This is a genomic window from Ancylomarina sp. YFZ004 (genome assembly GCF_054254355.1).
In genome coordinates, this window is the sequence record NZ_JBTCHQ010000001.1 from 636,397 (window position 1) to 661,752 (window position 25,356).

18 protein-coding genes, 5 tRNA genes and 1 pseudogene are annotated in these 25,356 nt (G+C 37.5%); 2 read left to right on the plus strand and 22 right to left on the minus strand.

Annotated elements, in window-relative coordinates:
- Positions 1 to 117: 117 nt before the first annotated feature.
- The 7 genes from glpK (ACXR6G_RS02560) to ACXR6G_RS02590 all read right to left on the minus strand — a co-directional run bounded on the left by glpK (ACXR6G_RS02560) (position 118) and on the right by ACXR6G_RS02590 (position 9,935).
- Positions 118 to 1,611 (minus strand): glycerol kinase GlpK, encoded by a 1,494-nt coding sequence (gene glpK / locus ACXR6G_RS02560; RefSeq protein ID WP_458359835.1) that lies wholly within the window; start codon positions 1,609 to 1,611, stop codon positions 118 to 120.
- A 311-nt stretch (positions 1,612 to 1,922) separates the two neighbouring features.
- Complete coding sequence (locus ACXR6G_RS02565) at positions 1,923 to 3,491, minus strand: glycerol-3-phosphate dehydrogenase/oxidase (RefSeq protein ID WP_458359836.1); 1,569 nt, start codon at positions 3,489 to 3,491, stop codon at positions 1,923 to 1,925.
- Between the two features lie 526 nt (positions 3,492 to 4,017).
- Complete coding sequence (gene glpK / locus ACXR6G_RS02570) at positions 4,018 to 5,514, minus strand: glycerol kinase GlpK (RefSeq protein ID WP_458359837.1); 1,497 nt, start codon at positions 5,512 to 5,514, stop codon at positions 4,018 to 4,020.
- Positions 5,515 to 5,535: 21 nt separating this feature from the next.
- The gene (locus ACXR6G_RS02575; RefSeq protein WP_458359838.1) at positions 5,536 to 5,901 is read right to left on the minus strand and encodes a PadR family transcriptional regulator; all 366 of its coding nucleotides are present in this window, start codon (positions 5,899 to 5,901) and stop codon (positions 5,536 to 5,538) included.
- A 309-nt stretch (positions 5,902 to 6,210) separates the two neighbouring features.
- Entirely contained in the window at positions 6,211 to 7,869 is a 1,659-nt protein-coding gene (locus ACXR6G_RS02580) for an acyl-CoA dehydrogenase family protein (protein ID WP_458359839.1), read from the minus strand.
- Between the two features lie 120 nt (positions 7,870 to 7,989).
- The gene (locus tag ACXR6G_RS02585) at positions 7,990 to 9,009 is read right to left on the minus strand and encodes an electron transfer flavoprotein subunit alpha/FixB family protein (protein ID WP_458359840.1); all 1,020 of its coding nucleotides are present in this window, start codon (positions 9,007 to 9,009) and stop codon (positions 7,990 to 7,992) included.
- Positions 9,010 to 9,059: 50 nt separating this feature from the next.
- A complete protein-coding gene (locus ACXR6G_RS02590) occupies positions 9,060 to 9,935 on the minus strand; it encodes an electron transfer flavoprotein subunit beta/FixA family protein (protein WP_458359841.1) in 876 nt (291 codons plus the stop codon).
- Between the two features lie 405 nt (positions 9,936 to 10,340).
- On the opposite strand from ACXR6G_RS02590, the pseudogene ACXR6G_RS02595 reads away from it, so the two are divergent.
- Together ACXR6G_RS02595 and ACXR6G_RS02600 are read left to right on the plus strand one after the other, a co-directional pair.
- Positions 10,341 to 11,182: pseudogene (locus tag ACXR6G_RS02595) on the plus strand (carbon starvation CstA family protein); the annotation flags it as partial.
- 27 nt (positions 11,183 to 11,209) lie between these two features.
- Complete coding sequence (locus ACXR6G_RS02600) at positions 11,210 to 11,794, plus strand: carbon starvation CstA family protein (RefSeq protein WP_458359959.1); 585 nt, start codon at positions 11,210 to 11,212, stop codon at positions 11,792 to 11,794.
- A gap of 74 nt (positions 11,795 to 11,868) precedes the next feature.
- On the opposite strand, the gene ACXR6G_RS02605 is transcribed toward ACXR6G_RS02600, so the two are convergent.
- From ACXR6G_RS02605 to ACXR6G_RS02675, 15 genes are all read right to left on the minus strand, one after another.
- Positions 11,869 to 12,195 carry a DUF3467 domain-containing protein gene (locus ACXR6G_RS02605; protein ID WP_458359842.1) on the minus strand — a complete coding sequence of 109 codons (327 nt, stop codon included), beginning with the start codon at positions 12,193 to 12,195 and terminating at the stop codon, positions 11,869 to 11,871.
- 151 nt (positions 12,196 to 12,346) lie between these two features.
- Positions 12,347 to 16,612 carry a DNA-directed RNA polymerase subunit beta' gene (rpoC, locus tag ACXR6G_RS02610; protein WP_458359843.1) on the minus strand — a complete coding sequence of 1,422 codons (4,266 nt, stop codon included), beginning with the start codon at positions 16,610 to 16,612 and terminating at the stop codon, positions 12,347 to 12,349.
- Between the two features lie 81 nt (positions 16,613 to 16,693).
- A complete protein-coding gene (gene rpoB, locus ACXR6G_RS02615; RefSeq protein ID WP_458359844.1) occupies positions 16,694 to 20,506 on the minus strand; it encodes a DNA-directed RNA polymerase subunit beta in 3,813 nt (1,270 codons plus the stop codon).
- 108 nt (positions 20,507 to 20,614) lie between these two features.
- Entirely contained in the window at positions 20,615 to 20,983 is a 369-nt protein-coding gene (rplL, locus tag ACXR6G_RS02620) for a 50S ribosomal protein L7/L12 (RefSeq protein ID WP_458359845.1), read from the minus strand.
- 37 nt (positions 20,984 to 21,020) lie between these two features.
- Positions 21,021 to 21,527, minus strand: coding sequence for a 50S ribosomal protein L10 (gene rplJ / locus ACXR6G_RS02625; protein ID WP_458359846.1), 507 nt, complete (start codon positions 21,525 to 21,527; stop codon positions 21,021 to 21,023).
- A 33-nt stretch (positions 21,528 to 21,560) separates the two neighbouring features.
- Complete coding sequence (gene rplA, locus ACXR6G_RS02630; RefSeq protein ID WP_458359847.1) at positions 21,561 to 22,256, minus strand: 50S ribosomal protein L1; 696 nt, start codon at positions 22,254 to 22,256, stop codon at positions 21,561 to 21,563.
- A 20-nt stretch (positions 22,257 to 22,276) separates the two neighbouring features.
- Positions 22,277 to 22,720 carry a 50S ribosomal protein L11 gene (rplK, locus tag ACXR6G_RS02635; protein WP_458359848.1) on the minus strand — a complete coding sequence of 148 codons (444 nt, stop codon included), beginning with the start codon at positions 22,718 to 22,720 and terminating at the stop codon, positions 22,277 to 22,279.
- Between the two features lie 23 nt (positions 22,721 to 22,743).
- Complete coding sequence (gene nusG / locus ACXR6G_RS02640; protein WP_458359849.1) at positions 22,744 to 23,292, minus strand: transcription termination/antitermination protein NusG; 549 nt, start codon at positions 23,290 to 23,292, stop codon at positions 22,744 to 22,746.
- 16 nt (positions 23,293 to 23,308) lie between these two features.
- Complete coding sequence (secE, locus tag ACXR6G_RS02645) at positions 23,309 to 23,500, minus strand: preprotein translocase subunit SecE (RefSeq protein WP_458359850.1); 192 nt, start codon at positions 23,498 to 23,500, stop codon at positions 23,309 to 23,311.
- A gap of 102 nt (positions 23,501 to 23,602) precedes the next feature.
- A tRNA-Trp gene (locus ACXR6G_RS02650) sits at positions 23,603 to 23,675 on the minus strand.
- 49 nt (positions 23,676 to 23,724) lie between these two features.
- Positions 23,725 to 24,912, minus strand: coding sequence for an elongation factor Tu (gene tuf / locus ACXR6G_RS02655; protein ID WP_458359851.1), 1,188 nt, complete (start codon positions 24,910 to 24,912; stop codon positions 23,725 to 23,727).
- Positions 24,913 to 24,971: 59 nt separating this feature from the next.
- Positions 24,972 to 25,043, minus strand: a tRNA-Thr gene (locus ACXR6G_RS02660).
- A gap of 11 nt (positions 25,044 to 25,054) precedes the next feature.
- Positions 25,055 to 25,127, minus strand: a tRNA-Gly gene (locus tag ACXR6G_RS02665).
- A gap of 43 nt (positions 25,128 to 25,170) precedes the next feature.
- Positions 25,171 to 25,252, minus strand: a tRNA-Tyr gene (locus ACXR6G_RS02670).
- 23 nt (positions 25,253 to 25,275) lie between these two features.
- Positions 25,276 to 25,349: transfer RNA gene (locus tag ACXR6G_RS02675), tRNA-Thr, on the minus strand.
- Between the last annotated feature and the right edge of the window lie 7 nt (positions 25,350 to 25,356).

Sequence of the window (25,356 nt, forward strand, 5' to 3'; positions counted from 1 at the left end):
AAATCAATTAACGGTTATTATTATTTTTAAAACAAAAAAATACCAGAAACATTCAACTTCATCATATCTTCCCTTCAATTCTGGTACTCCTTTTATATAAATCTATTTCTTTTAAGCTTAAATATCCCAGTTCTTTGAACGTCCTAAGGCTTTATTCCAACCAGAAATAAGTCTCTTAGATTCGTCTTTAGCCATGCTTGGCTCAAATTTCTGATCCATCTGCCATTGATTTTTAATATCATCTATACCATCCCAGTATCCAACTGCTAAACCAGCTAAATAAGCTGCTCCCAAAGCAGTTGTTTCAAGAGTCTTAGGACGATAAACCGGAGCATCAAGTACATCCGACTGGAATTGCATTAACAAGTTATTTATTGCAGCACCACCATCAACACGTAATTCTCTAATTTCGATACCCGCATCAGCTTCCATTGCCTTTAATACATCCATTACCTGAAAAGCGATTCCTTCCAGAGCAGCTCTTGCAATATGAGCAGCTGTTGAACCTCTTGTAAGACCTACAATTGTTCCTCTAGCATACTGATCCCAATGTGGAGCTCCTAAACCTGTTAAAGCAGGAACCATAAATACACCACCATTATCTTTTACTGAAGTTGCTAATGCTTCAACATCTGCAGAGGACTTAATAATACCTAGTCCATCGCGTAACCATTGTACAATGGCACCACCCATGAAGATACTTCCTTCAAGACAATAGGTCGTTTCACCGTTAATTTGCCAACCAATAGTTGTAAGTAAGTTATTTTTAGATTTTACTGGCTTATTACCTGTATTACATAGCATGAAACAACCTGTTCCGTATGTATTCTTAACCGAACCTGGCTCGATACACATTTGTCCGAATGTTGCTGCTTGCTGATCTCCTGCTATACCCGAGATAGGCACCTCGTGAGCAAAAAGAGTTGTAACTGTATGTCCATATACTTCTGATGAAGATTTAACTTCAGGAAGCATACTCATAGGAATATTAAGAAGTTCTAACATCTCTGTATCCCACTCCAATGTATTGATATTATATAATAAAGTTCTGCTGGCATTAGATACATCAGTTACATGAACTTCACCTTGTGTCAGTTTCCAAATTAGCCAGGAATCAATCGTTCCGAATGCTAATTTTCCTGCTTCAGCTTTTTCTCGTGCCCCTTCAACATTATCAAGAATCCATTTCACTTTAGTTCCTGAAAAATAAGAGTCGATAATCAAACCTGTCTTATCCTGGATCATATCAGCGTGACCGTTCGCTCTTAATTCGTCGCAATATTTTGAAGTACGACGATCTTGCCATACAATGGCATTATAAATTGGTTGGCTAGTCTCACGATCCCAAACGACGGTTGTCTCTCTTTGGTTCGTAATACCAATACCAGCTATACTTTTCCCATTAACTCCTGCGCGTACAATGGCTTCAGCTGCAACACCTGCTTGTGTCGACCAAATCTCATTAGCATCGTGCTCTACCCATCCTGGCTGAGGGAATATCTGAGTAAATTCTTTTTGTGCAGAACTTACCATCTCACCTTTTTTATTGAAAACAATAGCTCTCGAGCTAGTTGTACCTTGGTCTAACGATAGAATAAACTTGTCTTTCATTTTAGTTTTAATTTTGGGGTCTTGGTTAGCAAATATGATTTTTAGTTGTAATCAAATGGAAAATCTCTATCCGACTTAATACCGATATCAAAATGTAATCGTTTGCAGAATAGTGAAAAAAAACAGAATTTGTTATCCGAGTGGTCAGCACACTCCTATTGTCAATAAGCAAAGCTATTCTTTAGAGGAATTAAGATGAGTGTTTGCTTCCAAGCACTCATCTTAAGGGATCAATTATATCAGTTTTTAAACTCAGTGAAAATGAAACAATGGGTTTATTTATGATTTCACAAATCCAAAAGCTTATTTTCTTAGTTTAAAACATATCTTAAAGCTAAAGTTTGATACTTCTCAACTTGGTCTGCTTCCCATTTTGAGTCATAACCTAATTCTTTAGCTAATAATTGAGCTACTTCAGGAGCCATTCGAGAACTCTCTCTGGCATCCAACAATAAAGCTCTTGTTCTTCTTGATAAAAAGTCTTCAACTGTACGAGCCATTTCATGTCGAGCGGCCCAAACAACCTGTGCTTTTATTATGCCTAGATCCTTACTCAAGTATTTACCTAGATTCTTTTCTTCTTTGGTTAAAGCTAAAATTTTTCCTGAATCAGACCCGTAAAAGTACAATGGATCAGTTAAATCAACATTCTTTTTCCAGCCATGAATTGCTAAATTTCGAGTAATTGACTTTTTTATTGGATAAGTGGACACTTTTGAGGCAGCATCAACAACTTCCTCTCCCATTTGACGATAGGTTGTCCATTTCCCACCAGTGATGGTAATTAAACCTGCCTCTGAGGTGTAAATCTTATGCCCTCTTGAGATCTCCTTCGTCTTTTTACCTTCTCCTGTAGGAGCTGCCAATGGTCTTAAACCAGCAAAAACAGATTTTACATCAGATCGTTTAGGAGCTTTAGTCAAGAAACGACCAGCTGTTTCAAGAATAAAATCAATCTCTTCTTCAAGAGCTTGAGGCTCTAATTCTGCCATTTCTTTTTGAACATCAGTTGTTCCAACAACAACCTTATTATGCCAAGGCACAGCAAATAAAACACGTCCATCATCAGTCTTTGGAATCATGATGGCATAATCGTTAGGGACAAATTCTTTATCCAAAACAAGATGAACTCCCTGACTAACACAAACAATATCTCTCGATTTAGGTGCGTCCATTTTAATGATATCATCAACAAAAACACCTGTCGCATTAATCACAACTTTCGCTTTTATATCGATTCTAATACCGGTTTCACCATCGATTGCAGCAACACCAGAAATTTTTCCTTCAGCTTTATTTAAGCCAACGACTTTCATATAATTGATAGCCGTTCCGCCATTCTCAACAAAAGTCTGACAAAGATTAATACCATAACGAGCATCATCAAATTGTCCGTCGTGATAAACAACGCCACCTCTAAGATTTTTTTGTTTGAGAGTTGGTATATTTTTGAGCGTTCTCTTTTTTGAATAAGGTAAAGAACGACCTAGGCCTAAACGACCAGCCATAAAATCGTAGGCTGTTAAACCTAAAGTATAATAGGGTTTTACCCACCAACTATAACTTGGAATAATAAAAGACTGATCTTTTACAAGGTGAGGAGCATTTTGTTTCATCAAACCTCTTTCTCTTAGTGCTTCAAGAACTAATGCAATATTTCCCTGCGCTAAATACCTGACTCCTCCGTGTACCAATTTTGTACTTCTACTTGAAGTTCCTTTGGTAAAGTCATCTTGTTCTAATAATAATGTCTTCATTCCACGTGTTGCGGCCTCAACTGCAGCACCTAGTCCCGACGCTCCTCCTCCAACGATAACAACATCCCATTCCTGGTTTGTCTTTTGTACCTCAGAGATCATATTTTCACGTACCATTACCATTGTAAATTGTCTTTAGTTATAATTGACTAACTAATATTTTAAAAAATTGATTTTAACTTGATGATTGTTTCAAATCAAACCTTCAATCAAATTTTGTTCTACTAATATCGACACCTAACACATCACATCATACTTTGTATTACTATGTAGACAGATAAAAAATATATAAGCATTGCTTATCGTATTCTTTCTTTATTTTACTGACACATCAAACCTATAAAAAAATACATAGCTATGCAAAGTAAGTTCTTTTACTGTGCTTATTTAGAATTGATATATAAAAAGCTAATAAGCATAAACTTAAAGAGTAATTATAAGCAGACTCATATCAATCAATGATTATATCTAAGAAAGAGAAGTTGAAACATTTAATCAAAAGAAATTATAGCATAAGATCTCTTACTATGAAATATTTTAAAATACATTAACGACAAAATTCTTTTATACTAGATTGTTTATAATATTCTAAATAGAAAAGGGCGATAATTAATAAAATTATCGCCCTTTATATACTTTCAATATGTAACTAATCTTCGGAGTCTAACCATTGGCAAGTTCTTCCAACAGCTCTTTTCCAATATTTTAATGTTTTATTAACTTCTTCTTCTGGCATTTTTGCTTCGAACACCTCAGATATCTCCCAATGCTTTTTAATCTCCTCAATATCTTTCCAATAACCGACAGCTAAACCTGCAAGGTAAGCTGAACCAAGTGCTGTTATTTCTTTGACATTAGGGCGTACAACGGGTACATCAAGAATATCGGCTTGAAACTGCATAATGGTTTTATTCAACACAGTACCTCCTGCTCTAAGTTGCGTGAGCGCATTTCCAGAATCACATTCCATGGCCTTTAATACATCTCTAGAACGTAAAGCTATAGATTCAAGTGCTGCCCTAGCAATATGTCCGGGAGTGGTTCCCATATTTAAGCCCCAAAAAGTACCTCTTGCGTATTGATCCCAGTAAGGAGCGCCCAAACCAGTAAAAGCAGGTACAATAAAAACACCACCATTGTCTTTCTCTGATAAGGCTAATTCTTCAATTTCCTCCATGGAATGTATTAAATTCATTTGGTCTCGTAACCATTGAATAACGGCACCGCCAATAAAAACGCTACCTTCAAGAGCGTAAGTAACTTTATCTCCTATTTGCCAGGCAATTGTAGTAATCAAATGATTATTCGATCTTACAATTTGGTCTCCTGTATTCATCAAGATAAAACAACCTGTATTATACGTGTTTTTAACCATACCCTTTTCAAGACACATTTGTCCGAAAAGAGCTGCTTGCTGATCACCACAAATACCTGCAATTGGAATTTCGGCTCCGAATAATGATTTGGAAGTCATACCATAAACCTCGCTGGATGTACGAACTTCTGGCAAAATACTCTCAGGAATATCCAAGAGTTCCAATAGTTCTTTATCCCACGCCAAAGTGTTGATATTAAATATCATGGTTCGACTTGCATTAGATACATCGGTTACATGACAGGCTCCTTTAGTTAACTTCCATATTAACCATGAGTCAACAGTTCCAAATGCCAACTTGCCTTCCGCGGCCTTTTGTCGAGCACCAGGAATATTATCTAATAACCATTTGATTTTAGTACCCGAGAAATAGGCATCTAAAATCAATCCAGTCTTTTCTTTTATCTTCTCGGCCAGGCCTCTCTCTTTCAATTCATCACAATATTGAGAGGTTCTTCTATCCTGCCAAACAATAGCATTACCTAGTGGCTTCCCTGTCTCTTTATCCCAAAGAATAGTGGTTTCCCGCTGATTTGTAATACCAATTGCTTTTATATTTTCGGCAGTTAAACCTGCCTTTTGTATGACTTCCTCGGCCACTGAAGCCTGTGAATACCATATCTCATTGGCATCCTGCTCAATCCAACTTAAACGTGGTGAGAATTGTTCAAACTCTTTCTGAGAAATCGCAATAATTTTACCATCTCTATCGAAAATGATAGCTCTTGAAATTGACGTTCCCTGATCTAAGGATAAGATATATTCTTGCATAGCTGTCGATATATTAAATGATTATTTCAGAGAATCCGTTTTTTTTAGAATCTTATCTACTGAAACATTCAAAGATCCAACATATTCATTCATTGTTCCAAGAATAGCCAATCCATTCTCAGTAAGCTTGTAGTATTTTCTTGGAATGCCAGATTCCTGTTCAGCCCATTCTGAAGTTACCAAACCTTCTTTCTTAAGTCTATTCAAGAGAGGGTAGATAGTGCCCTCGGCAATTTCGAGTGAAGTAAACTGATTCATATCACTAATGAGTTCGTATCCATAACAAGGACGTGAACGCAATAACAAAATGATAATATATTCAAGTAATCCCTTTTTGTATTGGGATTTCCATTTAGCAATAAAATATTCGTTGTTTTCTGATTCCATAGTACCAAAAGATTGTTCATCTCAATATCGAGATATCAATAGTCTTTAGTCCTAATCAATTATATGATTAGTATTAGAGTGCTTTTTTGTTCGAATAAGCTCTAAAATAGCCTGTCTCTTACAAATATATTATGATAAATTAAACAACATTTAAAGAAAGCTAATCTTTTAGAAGGAGAATGTATTTGAAAACCGACTTTAGGCAATTCACAACAGCTCCAATACGGTAACATATAGCCTATTAAACACCTTCAACAAAAAAGGAGCTGCAATTAGCAGCTCCCTCAATATTTATAGAAATAGGATGTCTTATTTTTTAAAGATACCCAGGTCTTTCAAATCTGAACTAGAAACATAATCAAGGTGAGCAGCACATTTTGCTTTACCCATCTTAACAAATACCTCGCATGAAGATTGATACTTATCCTTACGAGTTGTATCCAATAACATCAAGTAACCCATGACGATATAACCTGCCATTTCAACCAAACGACGTGCATGGAAATCCAAGAAGTCGTTATGATCTGCAGTAGCGTTGATTTCATTTACTTTAGCAGCAGCTTCTTCGTACTTTTCAGTCATTCCCTTAAGGATTGTTCTGATGTACTCCAACTGTGGATTAAGTTCAGACTCTTCGTAGAACTTAATTTGAGCAAGATACGAACCTGTAGTTACCCCACGAACAGCAGCAACAACTTGTAATTGAGTTGTTCCTTCGTAAATGTTAGTAATACGTGCATCACGAACTAAACGCTCAATTGGGTAATCTTTCATGTACCCAGAACCCGCGTGAATTTGTAATGAATCGTATGCCACTTCGTTACAGAACTCAGAAGCAAACAATTTTAATAGAGGCGTGAATACATCAGCAATCTTCTGATATTTCTTCATCTCATTTCTCTCATCCTTATCTAAAGAACGATCCTGAGAAATATGGAAATAGCATTTGTAAACATCAACCATACGACATGTTTCGTACAACATAGAACGAGAAGCATTCAACTTCGCTTCCATATTGGTCAACATTTCATAAACAGCAGGGAATTCGATAATTGCTTTACCAAACTGACGACGTTCTTTAGCGTAAGCTAAACCTTCACGGTAAGCTGCCTCAGAAATACCTACTGATTGAGCACCTACACCTAAACGTGCACCGTTCATCAATGACATTACATACTTGATAAGTCCCAATTTACGAGAACCAACCAATTCAGCAGGCGCATTCGTAAATACCAATTCACAAGTTGGAGATCCGATGATACCCATTTTGTGCTCGATACGACGAACCTTCACAGCCAAATGTTTTTTGTCATAGATAAACATTGACAAACCACGACCGTCATTAGTACCTTCCTCTGAACGAGCCAGTACTAAAGCTACATCACCATCACCATTGGTGATAAAACGCTTTACACCGTCCAAATACCACTGATCTTCATCTTTATTATAAGTTGCTTTCAACTGAACTGCTTGCAAGTCAGAACCTGCATCTGGCTCAGTTAAGTCCATAGCTGCAGTAGCGCCTTTGGCAAAACGTGGCAAGTAATTAGCTTTTTGCTCTTTTGAAGCAAATTCGTGAATTGTTTCAGCACAGTCCTGAAGACCCCAGATGTTAGCAAAACCACCATCAGAGCGAGAAACAAGTTCAGCAGCCATTACGTAAGGTACAAGAGGAAAATTCAATCCATCGTACTCACGTGGAAGAGACATACCAATTAAACCAGCTTTTGTAAGAGCTTCATGATTTTCAGCAGTACCCTTTGCGTAAATCACACGATCATTTTCAACTCTAGGACCTTCTTGATCAACACCTTCAGCGTTAGGACCAATAATATCGCCACAAATCTCACCTACAATTTCTAGTGTGCGATCGTAGCTGTCCATAGCATCCTCAAAATCAAGAGGTGCATAGTCATACTTATCTTTATCTTCGAAGTTACGCTCTTTAAGCGCAACAATTTTTTTCATTAACGGGTGTTCCAGGTGGAACTTCATGTCCTCGTTATCTGTATAGAAATTAGCCATTTCTTTAGATGTATTTAATGGTAAGTCTGACGTAAGTCTCTCACCTTCTAATTACTAAATTTATTACTTGGTATTCTCTTTGTACTTTTTGATCATCTTAGGTACAACATCAGCAATATCACCTGTAATTACATAGTCAGCGAAATTGTTGATTGGTGCATTCTTATCCGTATTGATCGCAATTACCATTGATGATTCTTCCATACCAGCAGTATGCTGAATCTGACCAGAAATACCACAAGCAATATAAAGCTTAGGACGTACAGTAACTCCTGTTTGACCAATTTGACGTTCGTGAGAAGCATAACCAGCATCAATAGCAGCACGAGAAGCACCTACTTCACCACCGATAACATCAGCCAGTTCGTATAACTTATCGAAGTTTTCTTTTGAACCTACACCGTAACCACCAGCAACTATAATACCTGCATTCTTGATGTTTACTTTAGAAGCTTCCATATGACGTTCAATAACCTTCACAATAAAATCTTCAGAGTTCAAATATTTCTCAACTTCAATTTTATTAACTTTTCCTTTATAAGCTTCAGAACGAATTTCTTTCTTCATTACACCCTCACGTACAGTTGCCATTTGTGGACGACAGTCAGGGTTAACAATTGTAGCAACAATGTTACCACCGAAAGCAGGACGAATCTGGTATAAAAGATCTTTGTATTCTTTTTTGTTCTTTTTATCTTCATGATCACCAATCATCAAACTCGTACAGTCAGCAGTTAAACCTGAATGAAGAGCTGAAGAAACACGAGGACCTAAATCACGACCAATGCTTGTAGCACCCATCAAAGCGATTTGAGGCTTCTCTTCTCCAAACAATTTTACAATGATTGAAGTATGAGGTAAAGTTGTGTATGGGTAAAGACGCTTATCGTCAGCCATCCATAAAGTATCAACACCAAAAGGAATAATTTGTTTCTCAACACCTTTAAGATCGGCACCAATAACAATAGCCTCAAGGTTACACTTTAAGTCATCAGCTAGCGATCTACCTTTAGTTAAAAGTTCAAGACTTACATCAGCAATCTGTCCCTCTTCTATTTCGCAATATACAAATATGTTATTCACGGTTCTTAATTTTAAAATTCTACATTGAAATGATAGGAAAAACCAATCGATTAACCAATGGTATGGTTAGCAATTAACTCTTTCATTAGTTCATCCATATCAGCATCGCTAGGCTCAAGTACTTTAGCTTCTTTAGCTTGGAACACGACATTCTCAATCGCTTTTACCTTTGTAGGTGATCCAGTTAAACCAAGTTCTTTAGCATCAGTATCGATATCGTTTACACTCCACTCACCAATATTTAGGTAAGGACGGTTGTTGTGTAATGCGATATAATCTTCGTCAGCATCCTGCATTTCAGAAACCGCTCTTGCGTGCTTGTATTTCATAACAAACTTCGCGTTACGTGGACGACAGTCAGGAGCAGAAGCGTTAACAGTTATAACCATTGGAAGAGTTCCTTCAACAGTTTCAACACCACGCTCTATTCGACGCTTAACAAGAATTTTACCCTTTTCAACTGAAACGACATCCTCAGCATAAGTAATCTGTGGGAAACCTAACTTTTCAGCAACTTGAGGTCCAACCTGAGCCGTATCACCATCAATAGCCTGACGACCAGCAATGATAATATCAATCTTACCCATTTTCTTTAGAGTACAAGACAATGCGTAAGAAGTTGCTAAAGTATCAGATCCAGCAAAAGCACGGTCAGATAAAAGGATACCATTATCAGCTCCACGGTACAAACCTTCACGAATTATTTCAGCAGCTCTACCTGGTCCCATAGTCAATAATGTGATCTCTGTTCCAGGGTATTTATCTTTAAGACGCAATGCTTGCTCAAGTGCATTTAAATCTTCAGGATTGAAGATAGCAGGCAAAACAGCTCTATTCACAGTTCCATCAGCTTTCATAGCATCTTTCCCAACATTACGAGTATCGGGAACCTGCTTGGCAAGAACAACAATTTTTAATCCTTTCATTGTTATATGTGTTTTATCAGTTTATAATCGAATTTCTCAATCTATATTTCAGTTTCATTAATTGTGAAATCTGAATTATCAGTCTCTTCGATTACAATTTGTTATTATTCGGTTTTAAGCTTTCCTGAGCGTAAAATCAGGCTTAGCAAATATATAGAATACACTACTTAAATCAAATTTATATAAGCCTCTATTATTTTCAATAAAAATTCAACTTTACCATCTTACAATCAATATGTTAAGCCATAGTTTGCATTCAAAATAAGAGCTGTTATATAATACCTAAATCACTTAATAGACTCGCCTACCCATATCACCTTTGAAATTTTAGCTTGGAACTATTTTCACATCTATTATTAATGGTAACTTTAATACCTCTTAATAAAACCATAAGTTTTAAAATACATGATTACATTTTTAGCAGCAATTCTTTCACTTATACTAGCTTACTTTATTTACGGTAAGTTTATAGAACGCTTCTTTGGTGCCGATGATTCTATTGAAACACCAGCTATAAGATTAAAAGATAATGTGGATTTCATTGTTATGCCAACCTGGAAAATGTTTACGATACAATTCTTAAATATAGCAGGTTTGGCCCCATTTTTGGAGCAATATTAGGCGCCATGTATGGCCCAACAGCCTATATCTGGATTGTATTTGGCTGTATATTTATGGGAGCAACTCACGATTATTTCTCAGGTATGCTCTATATTCGTAATAATGGTTCAAGTTTTCCCGAAATTGTAGGTAAATACCTAGGAACAGGATTTCAAAATATCCTTCGAATCTTCACCATCTTATTACTAATTCTAGTAGGTGTTGCTTTCGTTACCGGACCTGCTGGTTTACTCAAAGATCTAACTGGTGGAGGTTTCTACTTTTGGCTATATGGTATTTTCGCATACTATCTGATAGCAACCCTTCTTCCTATTAATAAGATAATTGGTAAAATATATCCCCTATTTGGTGCAGCTCTGTTAATTATGGCCATTACTATTGCTGGTGCAATGATCTTCAAATCGTTTGATGGAAGCTTGAAAATGACTGAGATTAGTTTTAGTCAGTTAAAAAACCTTCACTCAAATCCTGGTCAGAATATTTTATACCCCATGATGTTTATCGTTATTTCTTGTGGTGCCATTTCTGGTTTTCATTCTACTCAATCCCCCATGATGGCTCGCTGTATGAAAAAAGAAAGCTATGGCCGCCCTGTGTTCTTTGGAGCAATGATAGCAGAAGGCATTGTTGCAATTATATGGGCAACTGCCGCTATGAATTTCTTCGGTGATGCGCATGCCCTAAATGATACGATTACTGCAGGACATAACCCAGCCTGGGTGGTGAATGAAATATGCAATACATGGTTAGGAAAGGTTGGTGCTGTATTCGCAATCATTGGTGTTATTGCTTGTCCAATTACAACAGGTGATACCGCCTTCCGAAGCGCACGCTTAACCATATCCGACATGCTAAATATTAAACAAGTGTCAATTAGAAGTCGATTATTAGTTAGTCTGCCTCTTTTTGCTGTTGGCTTCTTGCTCTCTCAACTAGAGTTTTCTACAATTTGGAAATACCTTGGCTTAGCCAATCAAATCTTATCCATGATAATGTTATGGACAGGCGCCATGTATTTAGCTAAGAAAAACAAAATGCACTATGTACTTAGTCTACCAGCAAGTTTTATGACGGCTATTTGCTTCACATACCTTTTGGTGGCTCCCATAAAAAATAGCGGATTGAATATTAGTACAGAATATGGAATCCTTATAGGTGTTTTGATAGCTCTTATTGCCTTTAGCTTATTCAAATTAAATATTAAAAAGAAATACAAAACACAGAAGCTTAAAATCTAACATCTGTGTGACAACTAGATACAAAAAGCGGAGATCCACAATGGATCTCCGCTTTTCATTTATGCATTAGTTTTCTATGCCTGTCCTGTTGGACCGAAGCTCATTGGGATAATTGGACCTTGAGATCCTTGTCCCCCATCAACATTTTTGATGGGCCCATTCATAGATTCAAATTTGCTGATATTATCTTGTAAAGCTAACATCAAACGCTTAGCATGCTCTGGAGTTAGTATGACTCTGGATTTCACGTCAGCTTTAGGTACACCAGGCATTATTCGCACAAAATCAATCACAAACTCAGAACTAGAATGTGTAATGACTGCAAGATTCGAATAGGTTCCTTGAGCAACTTCTTCGCTAAGCTGAATATCAATTTGATTCCCTTTTTTATTGTCTTCCATTATAAATATTTTTAGTTCTGTATCAGAAGTTTATATCATATCTAAGCTCAAAAATTGAGTTTAGCTAAAATAAGAAAATATATTTGGAATAAGACATAAAAAAAGGCTGTTTCAATAAATGAAACAGCCTTTATATTTATTAAGAGTTTGCTTACTCTTCAGTCGTTTTATTAGCAAGAAGCTTTTCGTAATCTTCTTTTGCACCTACAACGATGTCTTTGTAGACTTTAAGACCAGTACCTGCAGGAATTAACTTACCGCAAATTACGTTCTCTTTCAGTCCTTCTAAATTATCAACCTTACCACGAATAGCAGCCTCGTTCAATACTTTAGTTGTTTCCTGGAAGGAAGCAGCTGACATAAAACTCTTCGTTTGTAGAGACGCACGGGTAATACCCTGTAGAATCTGAGTTGAAGTAGCCGCGATAACATCACGTGCAACAACCAACTTCATATCCTTACGTTTCAATACTGAATTCACATCACGCAATTGTCTAGCAGTAACTGTTTGTCCTAATACTAATTCGTTAGAATCACCTGGTTCAACAACAACTTTCTTACCGAAAATCTCATCATTCTCAAGCATAAAGACCTGCTTATCAACGATTTGTTTTTCAAGGAAAACTGTATCACCTGGATCAGAAATAATAACTTTACGCATCATCTGACGTACGATAATCTCAAAGTGCTTGTCATTAATCTTCACACCCTGCATACGATAAACATCCTGTACTTCATTCACGATATACTCCTGAACTTTTGTAGGACCTTTAATTGCAAGAATATCAGCAGGCGTTGTAGCTCCATCAGAAAGTGGCGTACCAGCTCTGATGTAATCGCTCTCTTGAACAAGCATTTGTCTAGATAGAGGTACCAAGTACTTCTTCTCTTGACCTGTTCTTGAAGTTACGATAACTTCACGATTACCACGTTTAATTTTACCAAAAGCAATCTCACCATCAATCTCAGAAACAACAGCTGGATTAGATGGGTTACGAGCTTCAAATAACTCAGTAACACGAGGTAAACCCCCAGTAATATCACCTGTTTTACCAACGTTTCTTGGAATCTTAACAACAGATTCACCAATAGAAATCGTATCACCTTCGCTTACCGAGACGTGAGCCCCTACTGGTAAGTTATAAGACTTAAGAATTGCGCCATCAGATCCTAAGATTCTAACACTTGCATTCTTAGCTTTATCCTTAGATTCAATAATTACTTTCTCAGCAAAACCAGTTGCTTCATCAGACTCTTCACTAAAAGTAATACCTTCAATCAAGTTATCGAATGAAATCTTTCCAGAGAATTCAGAGATGATCATGGCATTATAAGGATCCCACTCACAAACTAGTTCCCCTTTAGAAACATCTGCACCATCCTTAGTATACAGTTTAGAACCGTAAGGAATTGTATGTGTTCTTAAAGCTATATTAGTATTCTTATCTACGATACGTAATTCAGCCAAACGACCAATTACAACATCGTATTTCTTACCTTCTTCAGTCGTATGCTCAACAGTTCTAAGTTCATCGAACTCAGCGAAACCATCGTATTTAGAAATAACCGAGTTTTCAGCAGAAACGTTACCCGCTGTACCCCCTACGTGGAAAGTACGAAGTGTTAACTGTGTACCTGGTTCACCGATTGACTGTGCAGCGATAACACCAACAGCTTCACCTTTTTGAACCAACTCACCACTTGCAAGGTTACGTCCGTAACATTTAGCACAAACACCTTTACGAGCTTCACAAGTTAATACAGAACGAATCTCTACAGTTTCAACTGGAGAAGCTTCAATAGCCGCTGCAATTTCTTCTGTAATTTCTTCTCCTGAAGCAACCAAAAGTTCTCCGCTTAATGGATGGTAAATATCATGAACTGTTGTACGTCCCAAAATTCTTTCGGTTAGAGAGGCAACAACATCTTCTTGATTCTTAATTGCTGAAGCAGAAAGACCTCTTAAAGTACCACAATCAGGCTCGTGGATAATAACGTCTTGTGCAACATCAACCAAACGACGAGTTAAGTAACCCGCATCAGCCGTTTTAAGGGCCGTATCCGCAAGACCTTTACGAGCACCGTGAGTAGAGATAAAGTACTCAAGTACAGAAAGACCTTCCTTAAAGTTAGAAAGAATTGGATTCTCAATAATCTGACCACCTTTAGCACCCGATTTCTGAGGCTTGGCCATCAAACCACGCATACCACCCAACTGACGAATCTGCTCTCGTGATCCACGAGCACCAGAGTCAAGCATCATGTATACTGAGTTGAAACCTTGGTTATCGGTTTCTAACTGAGTCATCAATGTTTGAGTCAAGTTAGCATTTACATGCGTCCAAATATCAATAATCTGGTTGTAACGTTCGTTGTTAGTAATGAATCCCATATTATAGTTATTCTTTACTTCTTCAACTTGCGCATAACCATCAGCTACCATTTCATCCTTTTCAGCAGGAACCTGAACATCAGAAAGGTTAAAGGATAATCCACCTTCAAAAGCCTGACGGTAACCTAAGTTTTTAATATCATCAAGAAACTTAGCTGTCAAATGAACACCACACTTCTTATATACGTATCCAATGATATCGCGAAGAGCTCTCTTTGTAATCAACTGATTCAAAAATCCTGCACCTTCTGGAGTATGCTGATTCATAATGATACGACCAATAGTTGTCTCAACAATAGTGTCAACTAATTCGTCATTTTCATTAAGATCTTTTACTTTCACTTTAATCTTAGCATGAAGATCAACTGCTTTTTCATTAAAAGCAATCATTGCCTCTTCAGCCGAGTAGAAAATAATACCTTCTCCTTTACAACCTGTACGCTCTTTAGTAATGTAGTATAAACCAAGTACCATATCCTGAGAAGGAACTGTAATTGGAGTACCATTCGCTGGATTCAAAATATTGTGAGAACACAACATTAACATTTGAGCCTCAAGAACAGCTTCATTACCTAAAGGCAAGTGAACCGCCATCTGGTCACCATCAAAGTCGGCATTGAAACCGGTACATGCAAGAGGGTGTAGACGAATCGCTTTTCCTTCAATCAATTTTGGTTGGAAAGACTGAATACCCAAACGGTGAAGAGTTGGGGCACGATTAAGTAGCACTGGATGTCCTTTCAATACATTTTCAAGAATATCCCAAACCACTGGATCTTTACGATCAACGATTTTCTTAGCTGATTTTACAGTCTTAACAATTCCACGCTCAATAAGCTTACGAATAACGAAAGGCTTATAAAGTTCAGCTGCCATATCTTTAGGGATACCACACTCGTGCATTTCCAAGTCTGGACCTACAACAATTACCGAACGAGCAGAATAGTCAACACGCTTACCCAATAGATTCTGACGGAAACGACCTTGCTTACCTTTCAATGAATCAGAAAGAGATTTCAAAGGACGGTTATTTTCAGTCTTAACCGCATTAGATTTACGCGAGTTATCAAATAGTGAATCTACAGCTTCCTGAAGCATACGTTTCTCATTACGTAAGATTACTTCTGGAGCTTTGATTTCAATTAGTCTTTTAAGACGATTGTTACGGATAATAACACGACGATAAAGGTCATTCAAATCCGAAGTTGCAAAACGACCACCATCCAAAGGTACCAAAGGACGTAATTCTGGTGGAATTACTGGAACAACTTTAACAACCATCCATTCAGGATTGTTTACTTCCTTAGAATCACGGAAAGCACCAACAACTTGAAGACGTTTCAAAGCTTCGTTTTTACGTTGCTGTGAAGTCTCAGTGCTAGCCTTATGGCGTAATTCATATGATAATGAATCAAGATCTAAACGAGAAAGTAAACTGCAAAGTGCATCAGCACCCATCTTAGCAATAAACTTATTTGGATCTTCATCATCAAGATGTTGATTTTCTGTTGGAAGTTCTTCAAGAATATCTAAATACTCTTCTTCTGTTAGAAAATCAAGATAATTGATACCATCAACGGCTTTAACACCAGCATTAATTACGACATAACGCTCGTAATAGATAATAGTATCTAATTTCTTAGTTGGTAAACCTAAAAGGTAACCAATTTTATTTGGCAACGATTTAAAATACCAAATATGCGCTACAGGCACAACCAATTGGATGTGTCCCATACGCTCACGACGTACTTTTTTCTCGGTTACCTCAACACCACATCGGTCACAAACAATACCACGATAACGGATACGCTTGTATTTACCACAGTGACACTCATAATCCTTTACAGGACCGAAAATTCTTTCACAGAATAAACCGTCACGTTCTGGCTTATAAGTACGATAGTTGATGGTTTCAGGCTTTAAAACTTCACCGCTAGATCTTTCTAAGATCTCTTCTGGAGAAGCAAGACTGATAGAGATTTTTGTAAAATTACTCTTTACTTTGTTATCTCTTCTGAATGCCATATATTGAAAATTAGGATATTAACAAATTGATTCATGAAAAGTGAATGTCGGAAAAACCAACATTCACTTTCTATATAAGGCTTATACTAATTTAACGCTCAAGCCAAGACCTCTAAGTTCGTGTAATAACACATTTAGAGATTCAGGAATACCTGGAGCTGGCATAGGTTCACCTTTAACGATAGCTTCATAAGCTTTCGCTCTACCCATTACATCATCCGACTTAATAGTCAAGATTTCCTGTAGGATATGAGCTGCACCAAAGGCCTCAAGAGCCCAAACTTCCATCTCTCCAAAACGCTGACCACCAAACTGAGCCTTACCACCAAGTGGTTGCTGTGTAATCAGAGAATAAGGACCGATAGAACGCGCGTGCATCTTATCATCAACCATGTGACCTAGTTTCAGCATGTAGATAACACCAACCGTTGCAGGCTGATCAAATCGTACACCAGTACCTCCATCATGAAGGTAAGCTTTACCAAAAGCAGGAACACCAGCTTTGTCAGTATATGCGGTAATTTCGTCTAGACTTGCACCATCGAAAATCGGTGTCGCAAACTTCAATCCTAACTCAATACCTGCCCAACCAAGAACGGTCTCAAATACCTGTCCAAGGTTCATACGAGAAGGTACACCAAGTGGGTTCAAGCAAATATCTACAGTAGTTCCATCCTCAAGGAATGGCATATCTTCCTGACGAACAACACGAGAAATAATACCTTTATTACCGTGACGACCTGCCATCTTATCACCAATCTGCAGCTTACGCTTCTTAGCAACATAAACTTTAGCCATTTGGATGATACCTACTGGCATCTCATCACCAATAGTTACGTTATATTTCTTACGCTTACTAGCACTATCAAGTTCTTTATACTTAATCACATAGTTATGCAATAAAGTCTTAATAGTTCCATTCTTATCTTTATCGGTAGTCCACTTGTTAGGATCTACTTGTAGATAATTAATCTCAGCTAGAAGTTTTTGAGTAAACTTAACGCCTTTAGGAATCAAATCAACACTTAAATAATCCTTAACACCTTGAGAAGTTTTTCCATTACAAATGGTAAACAACTTTTCAATAAGAAGATTATTTAGATTTTCAATAGTTTGATTAAACTCATCGTCAAGCTTTTGCAATATAGGCTTATCACTTTGCTTCGACTTACGGTCGCGTACTGCACGAGAGAATAATTTCTTCTCGATAACTACACCACGAAGTGAAGGTGAAGCTTTAAGAGATGCATCTTTTACATCACCAGCTTTATCACCGAAGATTGCGCGAAGCAATTTCTCTTCTGGAGAAGGATCAGATTCTCCTTTAGGAGTAATCTTACCGATAAGAATATCGCCTGGCTCTACAATAGCTCCAATACGAATCAAACCGTTTTCATCAAGGTTACGTGTAGCTTCCTCACTAACGTTAGGAATATCAGAAGTTAATTCTTCCATTCCTCGTTTGGTGTCACGTACTTCAAGTGTGTACTCATCAACGTGAATTGAAGTAAATACATCATCCTTAACAATACGCTCAGAAATTACAATCGCATCCTCATAGTTATAACCTTTCCAAGGCATAAATGCCACCTTAAGGTTACGACCAAGTGCTAACTCACCAGTTTGGGTACCATAACCATCAGTTAAGATTTGCCCTTGAACCAACTTATCTCCTTTAGCTACAATAGGCTTAAGGTCGATAGTTGTTCCCTGATTCGTTTTTTGATATTTTGGTAAATTGTAAGTGATTACATTTGATTCAAAACTCACAAATGATTCATTTTCGCTTCTTTCGTAAGCGATTACAATTTTAGTAGCATCAACATATTCAACAACACCATCTCTTTTAGCTACAATCATAGTACGTGAATCTTTAGCAACATTTGCTTCAAGACCAGTACCTACAACTGGAGATTCAGGTTTGATAAGAGGAACAGCTTGACGCATCATATTAGATCCCATCAAAGCACGGTTGGCATCATCATGTTCTAGGAACGGAATCAAAGAAGCCGCTATAGAAGCAATCTGGTTTGGCGCAACGTCCATCAAATCTAAGTTCTCAATCTCTTCAAATGGGAAGTCACCATCTTTACGTGATTTTGCTTTAGCATTAACAAATGAACCATCATCATTCAATGGAGCATTAGCTTGAGCAATAATCAATCCTTCTTCTTCCTCAGCTGAACGATAAGCTACACCTTCGTTGCTTAGATCAACTTTTCCTTCTGTTACCTTACGGTATGGTGTTTCAATAAACCCTAGATCATTAATCTTAGCGAATACACATAAAGACGAGATCAAACCAATATTTGGTCCCTCTGGTGTTTCAATAGGACATAAACGACCATAGTGAGTATAGTGAACATCTCGAACCTCGAAACCTGCTCTCTCACGAGACAGACCACCGGGTCCAAGAGCTGACATTCTTCGCTTATGAGTTACCTCAGCAAGTGGATTCGTTTGATCCATAAACTGAGACAATGCATTTGTTCCGAAGAATGAATTGATAACTGAAGATAAAGTCTTCGAGTTAATCAAATCAATAGGGGTAAACACCTCATTGTCACGCACATTCATTCTTTCACGAATAGTACGAGCCATACGAGCTAAACCAACTCCAAATTGACTATATAATTGTTCCCCTACAGTACGAACACGACGGTTACTCAAGTGGTCAATATCGTCCACATCAGTACGTGCATTCAATAACTTAATAAGGTACTTAATAATCTCAATAATATCTTCTTTGGTCAATACTTTAGTATCCCTATCAGTATTTAGACCTAATTTCTTATTAATTCTATAACGACCAACATCACCTAAATCGTAACGCTTATCAGAAAAGAATAATTTATCAATTACATCACGAGCTGTAGCCTCATCTGGTGGCTCAGAGTTTCTTAATTGACGGTAAATATGAAGAACTGCTTCTTTCTCAGAGTTACAAGGGTCTTTCTGCAACGTATTGTAAATAATTGCATAGTCAGCAAGATTTTGCTGCTCCTTGTGTAATAAGATAGTCTTAGCACCTGATTCAAGAATTTCTTCAATGTGTTCTGGTTCAACTACAGTTTCTCTATCGATAATAACTTCGTTACGTTCGATAGAAACAACCTCTCCTGTATCCTCATCTACGAAGTCTTCAATCCAAGATTTAAGAACACGAGCGGCAAGTTTACGACCGACAACTTTTTTAAGTCCGGTTTTTGAAACTTTAATTTCATCAGCGAGATCAAAAATCTCAAGAATATCTTTATCACTTTCGAAACCAATCGATCTTAATAGAGTGGTTACAGGAAGCTTTTTCTTACGGTCGATATAAGCATACATGACATTATTAATGTCAGTAGCAAATTCAATCCATGATCCTTTAAAAGGAATAATACGGGCAGAATATAACTTAGTTCCGTTAGTATGCAAACTTTGTCCGAAGAATACACCTGGTGAACGGTGAAGTTGAGATACAACAACACGCTCTGCTCCATTGATAACGAAGGTACCTTTTTCAGTCATATAAGGTACAGTTCCAAGATATACATCCTGAATTACTGTATCGAAATCCTCATGCTCTGGATCGGTACAATATAGCTTTAGCTTAGCCTTAAGGGGCACACAGTAACTAAGGCCTCGCTCAATACATTCTTCAATGGAGTAACGTGGTGGATCAACAAAATAGTCAAGAAATTCCAACACAAAATTATTACGCGTATCGGTAATTGGAAAATTCTCACTAAATACCTTAAATAATCCTTCGCTCTTTCTGTTTTCCGAAATTGTTTCCAACTGGAAAAAGTCTTGAAAAGATTTTAATTGTACTTCTAAAAAGTCAGGATATAAAAACTGATTCTTATTTGAAGCAAAACTAATTCTTTGACTAATAGTATTTGAAGACATTTACTTAAAATTAATTGAACCTAAACAATAATAAACAACAAAAAGGCTTAGAGTATCATAGAATGATACTCTAAACCATAATAACCTTATTTGAAGGTCTTAGCGATTCTATTTAAGTTCAACTTCAGCTCCAGCTTCTTCTAATTGTGCTTTTAATGCTTCAGCTTCATCTTTAGAAACCTTTTCCTTTATTGCGTTTGGTGCAGCATCAACTGCAGCCTTAGCATCCTTAAGTCCAAGACCAGTTAATTCCTTAACTAATTTCACTACAGCTAGTTTAGAACCACCTGCAGCTACAAGAATTACATCGAATTCAGTTTGCTCAGCAGCAGCACCTTCAGCATCTCCGCCTGCAACAACTACAGCAGCAGCAGCTGGCTCGATTCCGTACTCATCTTTTAAGATTTGAGCTAATTCACTTACTTCCTTAACAGTCAAATTAACTAATTCTTCTGCAAACTTTTTTAAATCTGCCATTTTGGTTGATTTTTAAAATTTAAATACTCTAAATATATTACTCTGATACTACTTCTTCAGTAGATTCACCCTTACCGTTTTCTAAAGCAGAAATTACTTTCTGAATTGGAGACTGCAATGCTGCAATAATGTCACCAATTAATTCTTCCTTAGACTTAATAGCTACAAGTGTGTCTAACTCGCCTTCGCCAATATAAACAGCTCCCTCAACGAAAGCTCCTTTAAGCGTTGGTTTGTCTTTACCTTTACTGAATTCTTTGATTAGCTTTGCAGGAGTATTTCCCACATCTGAAAGCATAAGAGATGTTGCACCCTTAAGTATTCCAGTCAAATCGTTGCACTCAACTTCAGCTCTTTCTAAAGCTTTATGAAGTAAAGTATTTTTTACAACAACCATTTTGATCTGCTTCTCAAAACAAGCTCTACGTAAAGCAGAAGTTGCTTCTGCATTCATTCCTGAAGTGTCAGCTAGATAAAAGTGATTTGATGCGTTGATTTGTTCTGTCAAGCTATCAATAATCTGAATTTTGTCTTCCTTTTTCATGATTACCAAGGTCTCGATTAAAAAATAATTTGATTAGTCAATAAGTGATTTAGGATCAATTTGAATCCCTACACTCATTGTACTTGACAGGTATACACTCTTGATGTAAGTCCCTTTTGCTGCAGATGGCTTCAATTTGTTGATAATACCTACGAATTCCATAGCATTATCTTTGATTTTATCTGCTTCAAAAGATACCTTAGCAACTGATGAATGAATAATACCATATTTGTCGACCTTGAAATCTATCTTTCCAGCCTTAACTTCGTTAACAGCTTTAGCAATGTCCATTGTTACTGTACCGCTCTTAGGATTAGGCATTAAACCACGGGGGCCTAATACACGTCCAAGTGCACCTACTTTAGCCATAACAGTTGGCATTGTAATGATAACATCAATATCAGTCCAGCCTCCTTTGATCTTAGTAATAAATTCGTCAAGGCCAACAAAGTCAGCACCTGCAGCTCTAGCTTCTTCTTCCTTATCAGGAGTACAAAGTACTAAAACACGAACATTCTTACCAGTACCGTGAGGTAGAGTAACCACTCCACGAACCATTTGATTCGCTTTTCTAGGGTCAACCCCTAAGCGGACATCCATATCCACTGAAGCGTCAAATTTAGTAGTGGTAATCTCCTTAACCAATGCTGCTGCTTCGTCGATAGTATAGATCTTATCTGCTTCGACTTTATCTAAAGCTAACTTTCTATTCTTTGTTAGTTTACTCATTTTAAATGCAGTATTAAAAATTATTGATTAAGCGGACTATCACCAGAAATAGTGACACCCATACTTCTTGCTGTTCCAGCAACCATACTCATGGCGCTCTCAACTTCAAAAGCATTTAAATCTTTCATCTTACCTTCTGCGATAGTTCTTACTTGTTCCCAAGTAATTGATCCAACCTTAATACGGTTAGACTCCGCAGAACCAGACTTTAATTTTGCAGCTTCTAAAACCTGAACAGCAACAGGAGGAGTCTTTGTAATAAATTCAAAAGAGCTATCTTTATAAACGGTGATTACAACTGGAACAACTTTCCCAGCCAAATCTTGCGTTCTAGCATTGAATTGCTTACAAAAATCCATAATATTTACTCCCTTAGCACCTAATGCAGGTCCTACTGGAGGTGAAGGATTTGCAGCACCACCTTTGATCTGCAATTTTATTAATCCTGCTACTTCTTTAGCCATAGTTTTACTTTTCTAAAGGTTTTTTATTCTTTTTCTACTTGCATGAAACTTAATTCAAGAGGAGTCTTACGTCCGAAGATCTTAACCATAACTTTAAGTTTTCTCTTCTCTGCATTAACCTCTTCTATCATACCAGTAAAACCATTAAATGGTCCATCAGTCACATTTACCGACTCACCAACAATATAAGGATTACTAATCTCCTCATCTTTATTAGTCAGTTCGTCAACCTTACCCAATATGCGATTCACTTCTGATTGTCGCAATGGAGACGGGTCGCCGCCTTTAGTATCCCCCAGGAAGCCAATCACATTCGTAACACTACGAAGGATGTGAGGAATTTCGCCTGTCAATGCAGCTTCGATCAAAACATAGCCTGGTAAGAAAATTCTTTCCTTGCTAATCTTTTTACCGTTGCGCACCACAAACACTTTCTCGGTTGGAATGAGAACCTGTGATACGTAATCCTGAAGTCCAAGATTAGAAATCTCACTTAAGATATACTCTTGGACCTTCTTTTCTTTTCCTCCTACAGCCCGTAGAACATACCATTTTTTGTCAATTTCAGCCATCTTAAAATTTCAGTGATTAGTAAAACATACTATATACTGTGTCCATCATTGCCTTGAATCCAAAATCCATTGCGGATATTGCAATTGCAATAATCGCTGAAGCTATCATTACTACGATAGCACTGCTTTGAAGTTCAGACCATGACGGCCACGATACTTTCTCTGTTAATTCAATATAAACGTCTTTAATATAATTTACTAATTTCATGTGCTTGTAATTAAAGTTTTATTAATTCACATGGAAGTTGTCTCACAGTTCTAAATAAATCCAGTTTGTGAGACTTATTTCATAAGACAAAATATCCTTTAGCACGGGTGGAGAGACTCGAACTCCCGACACCTGGTTTTGGAGACCAGTGCTCTGCCAACTGAGCTACACCCGTAAAGAAGAGTGATTCGGAAATAAATCCGAATCATTCTTTATATCAAAAATTACTCAACAATTTCAGTAATTTGACCTGCACCTACAGTTCTTCCACCCTCACGGATAGCGAAACGTAGACCTAGAGAACAAGCAACTGGAGTAATCAATTCAACATTGATAGTAACGTTATCACCTGGCATTACCATTTCAACACCTTCTGGAAGAGTAATCTCACCAGTTACATCAAGAGTTCTAATATAGAACTGAGGACGGTATCTGTTATGGAATGGAGTATGACGTCCACCTTCTTCTTTTTTCAATACATAAATCTCAGCCTTAATCTTAGTATGAGGCTTGATTGTATTAGGATGACAGATAACCATACCACGTTTGATAGCAGCTTTATCAATACCTCTCAACAAGATACCAACGTTATCCCCAGCTTGACCTTCGTCAAGAATCTTACGGAACATCTCAACACCTGTACAAACAGTCTTCAATCCTGCAGCACCAAGACCGATGATTTGAAGCTCTTCACCAGTCTTCACAATACCAGTTTCGATACGTCCTGTAGCAACAGTTCCACGACCAGTAATAGAGAATACATCTTCAACTGGCATCAAGAAAGGCTTATCAACCTCACGTGGAGGAAGTGGAATCCAAGTATCAACAGCTTCCATAAGCTCCATGATCTTTTCTTCCCACTCTGGCTCACCGTTCAATCCACCTAGAGCAGATCCAGCAATGATAGGCGTATTATCACCATCAAATTCGTAGAATTCCAAAAGCTCGCGCATTTCCATTTCTACCAACTCAAGCATCTCTTCATCGTCAACCATGTCAACTTTGTTCAAGAAAACCACCATTTTAGGTACGTTTACCTGACGAGCTAATAGGATATGCTCGCGAGTTTGAGGCATAGGACCATCAGTAGCAGCACAAACTAGAATTGCACCGTCCATCTGAGCAGCACCAGTAACCATGTTCTTTACGTAGTCAGCGTGACCTGGACAGTCAACGTGAGCGTAATGACGATTAGCAGTTGAATACTCAACGTGAGCAGTGTTAATAGTAATACCTCTTTCTTTTTCTTCTGGAGCATTATCGATAGATTCGAAAGATGCAACTTCAGAAAGACCTCTACTTGCCAATACAGTTGTAATAGCAGCAGTTAAAGTAGTTTTACCGTGGTCAACGTGACCGATAGTACCAATATTTACGTGTGGTTTTGACCTATCAAAATGTTCTTTAGCCATAACTCGAAAAGTTAATTAATGATTAGACAACAATTAAAACAATATTTTATATTTTCTTGAGCCATTGATGAGAATTGAACTCATGACCTCTTCCTTACCAAGGAAACGCTCTACCCCTGAGCTACAACGGCAAAACAATATGAGCGGGAAACGAGACTCAAACTCGCGACCCTCAGCTTGGAAGGCTGATGCTCTATCAACTGAGCTATTCCCGCAAATCACAAACCTATATAAATATAGTGTCGTGAAAATTCAATGTGGGGAGAGCAGGATTCGAACCTACGAAGACGAAGTCAGCGGAGTTACAGTCCGCCCCAGTTGGCCACTTTGGTATCTCCCCAAATAATAAATCAATAAAAAAAGAGCCGGTGGCCGGATTCGAACCGACGACCTGCTGATTACAAATCAGCTGCTCTGACCAACTGAGCTACACTGGCAATTAAC

Bases quoted from the DNA above. Each gene is read 5' to 3' on its own strand.
- ACXR6G_RS02575 (WP_458359838.1), bottom strand. From the start codon at position 5,901: ATGGAATCAGAAAACAACGAATATTTTATTGCTAAATGGAAATCCCAA.
- rpoC (WP_458359843.1), bottom strand. From the start codon at position 16,612: ATGGCATTCAGAAGAGATAACAAAGTAAAGAGTAATTTTACAAAAATC.
- rplL (WP_458359845.1), bottom strand. From the start codon at position 20,983: ATGGCAGATTTAAAAAAGTTTGCAGAAGAATTAGTTAATTTGACTGTT.
- glpK (WP_458359837.1), bottom strand. From the start codon at position 5,514: ATGCAAGAATATATCTTATCCTTAGATCAGGGAACGTCAATTTCAAGA.
- ACXR6G_RS02605 (WP_458359842.1), bottom strand. From the start codon at position 12,195: ATGGAAGACAATAAAAAAGGGAATCAAATTGATATTCAGCTTAGCGAA.
- tuf (WP_458359851.1), bottom strand. From the start codon at position 24,912: ATGGCTAAAGAACATTTTGATAGGTCAAAACCACACGTAAATATTGGT.
- rplJ (WP_458359846.1), bottom strand. From the start codon at position 21,527: ATGAAAAAGGAAGACAAAATTCAGATTATTGATAGCTTGACAGAACAA.
- glpK (WP_458359835.1), bottom strand. From the start codon at position 1,611: ATGAAAGACAAGTTTATTCTATCGTTAGACCAAGGTACAACTAGCTCG.
- nusG (WP_458359849.1), bottom strand. From the start codon at position 23,292: ATGGCTGAAATTGACAAAAAATGGTATGTTCTACGGGCTGTAGGAGGA.
- ACXR6G_RS02565 (WP_458359836.1), bottom strand. From the start codon at position 3,491: ATGGTAATGGTACGTGAAAATATGATCTCTGAGGTACAAAAGACAAAC.
- rplK (WP_458359848.1), bottom strand. From the start codon at position 22,720: ATGGCTAAAGAAGTAGCAGGATTAATAAAATTGCAGATCAAAGGTGGT.
- ACXR6G_RS02590 (WP_458359841.1), bottom strand. From the start codon at position 9,935: ATGAAAGGATTAAAAATTGTTGTTCTTGCCAAGCAGGTTCCCGATACT.
- rpoB (WP_458359844.1), bottom strand. From the start codon at position 20,506: ATGTCTTCAAATACTATTAGTCAAAGAATTAGTTTTGCTTCAAATAAG.
- rplA (WP_458359847.1), bottom strand. From the start codon at position 22,256: ATGAGTAAACTAACAAAGAATAGAAAGTTAGCTTTAGATAAAGTCGAA.
- secE (WP_458359850.1), bottom strand. From the start codon at position 23,500: ATGAAATTAGTAAATTATATTAAAGACGTTTATATTGAATTAACAGAG.
- ACXR6G_RS02580 (WP_458359839.1), bottom strand. From the start codon at position 7,869: ATGAAAAAAATTGTTGCGCTTAAAGAGCGTAACTTCGAAGATAAAGAT.
- ACXR6G_RS02600 (WP_458359959.1), top strand. From the start codon at position 11,210: ATGAATTTCTTCGGTGATGCGCATGCCCTAAATGATACGATTACTGCA.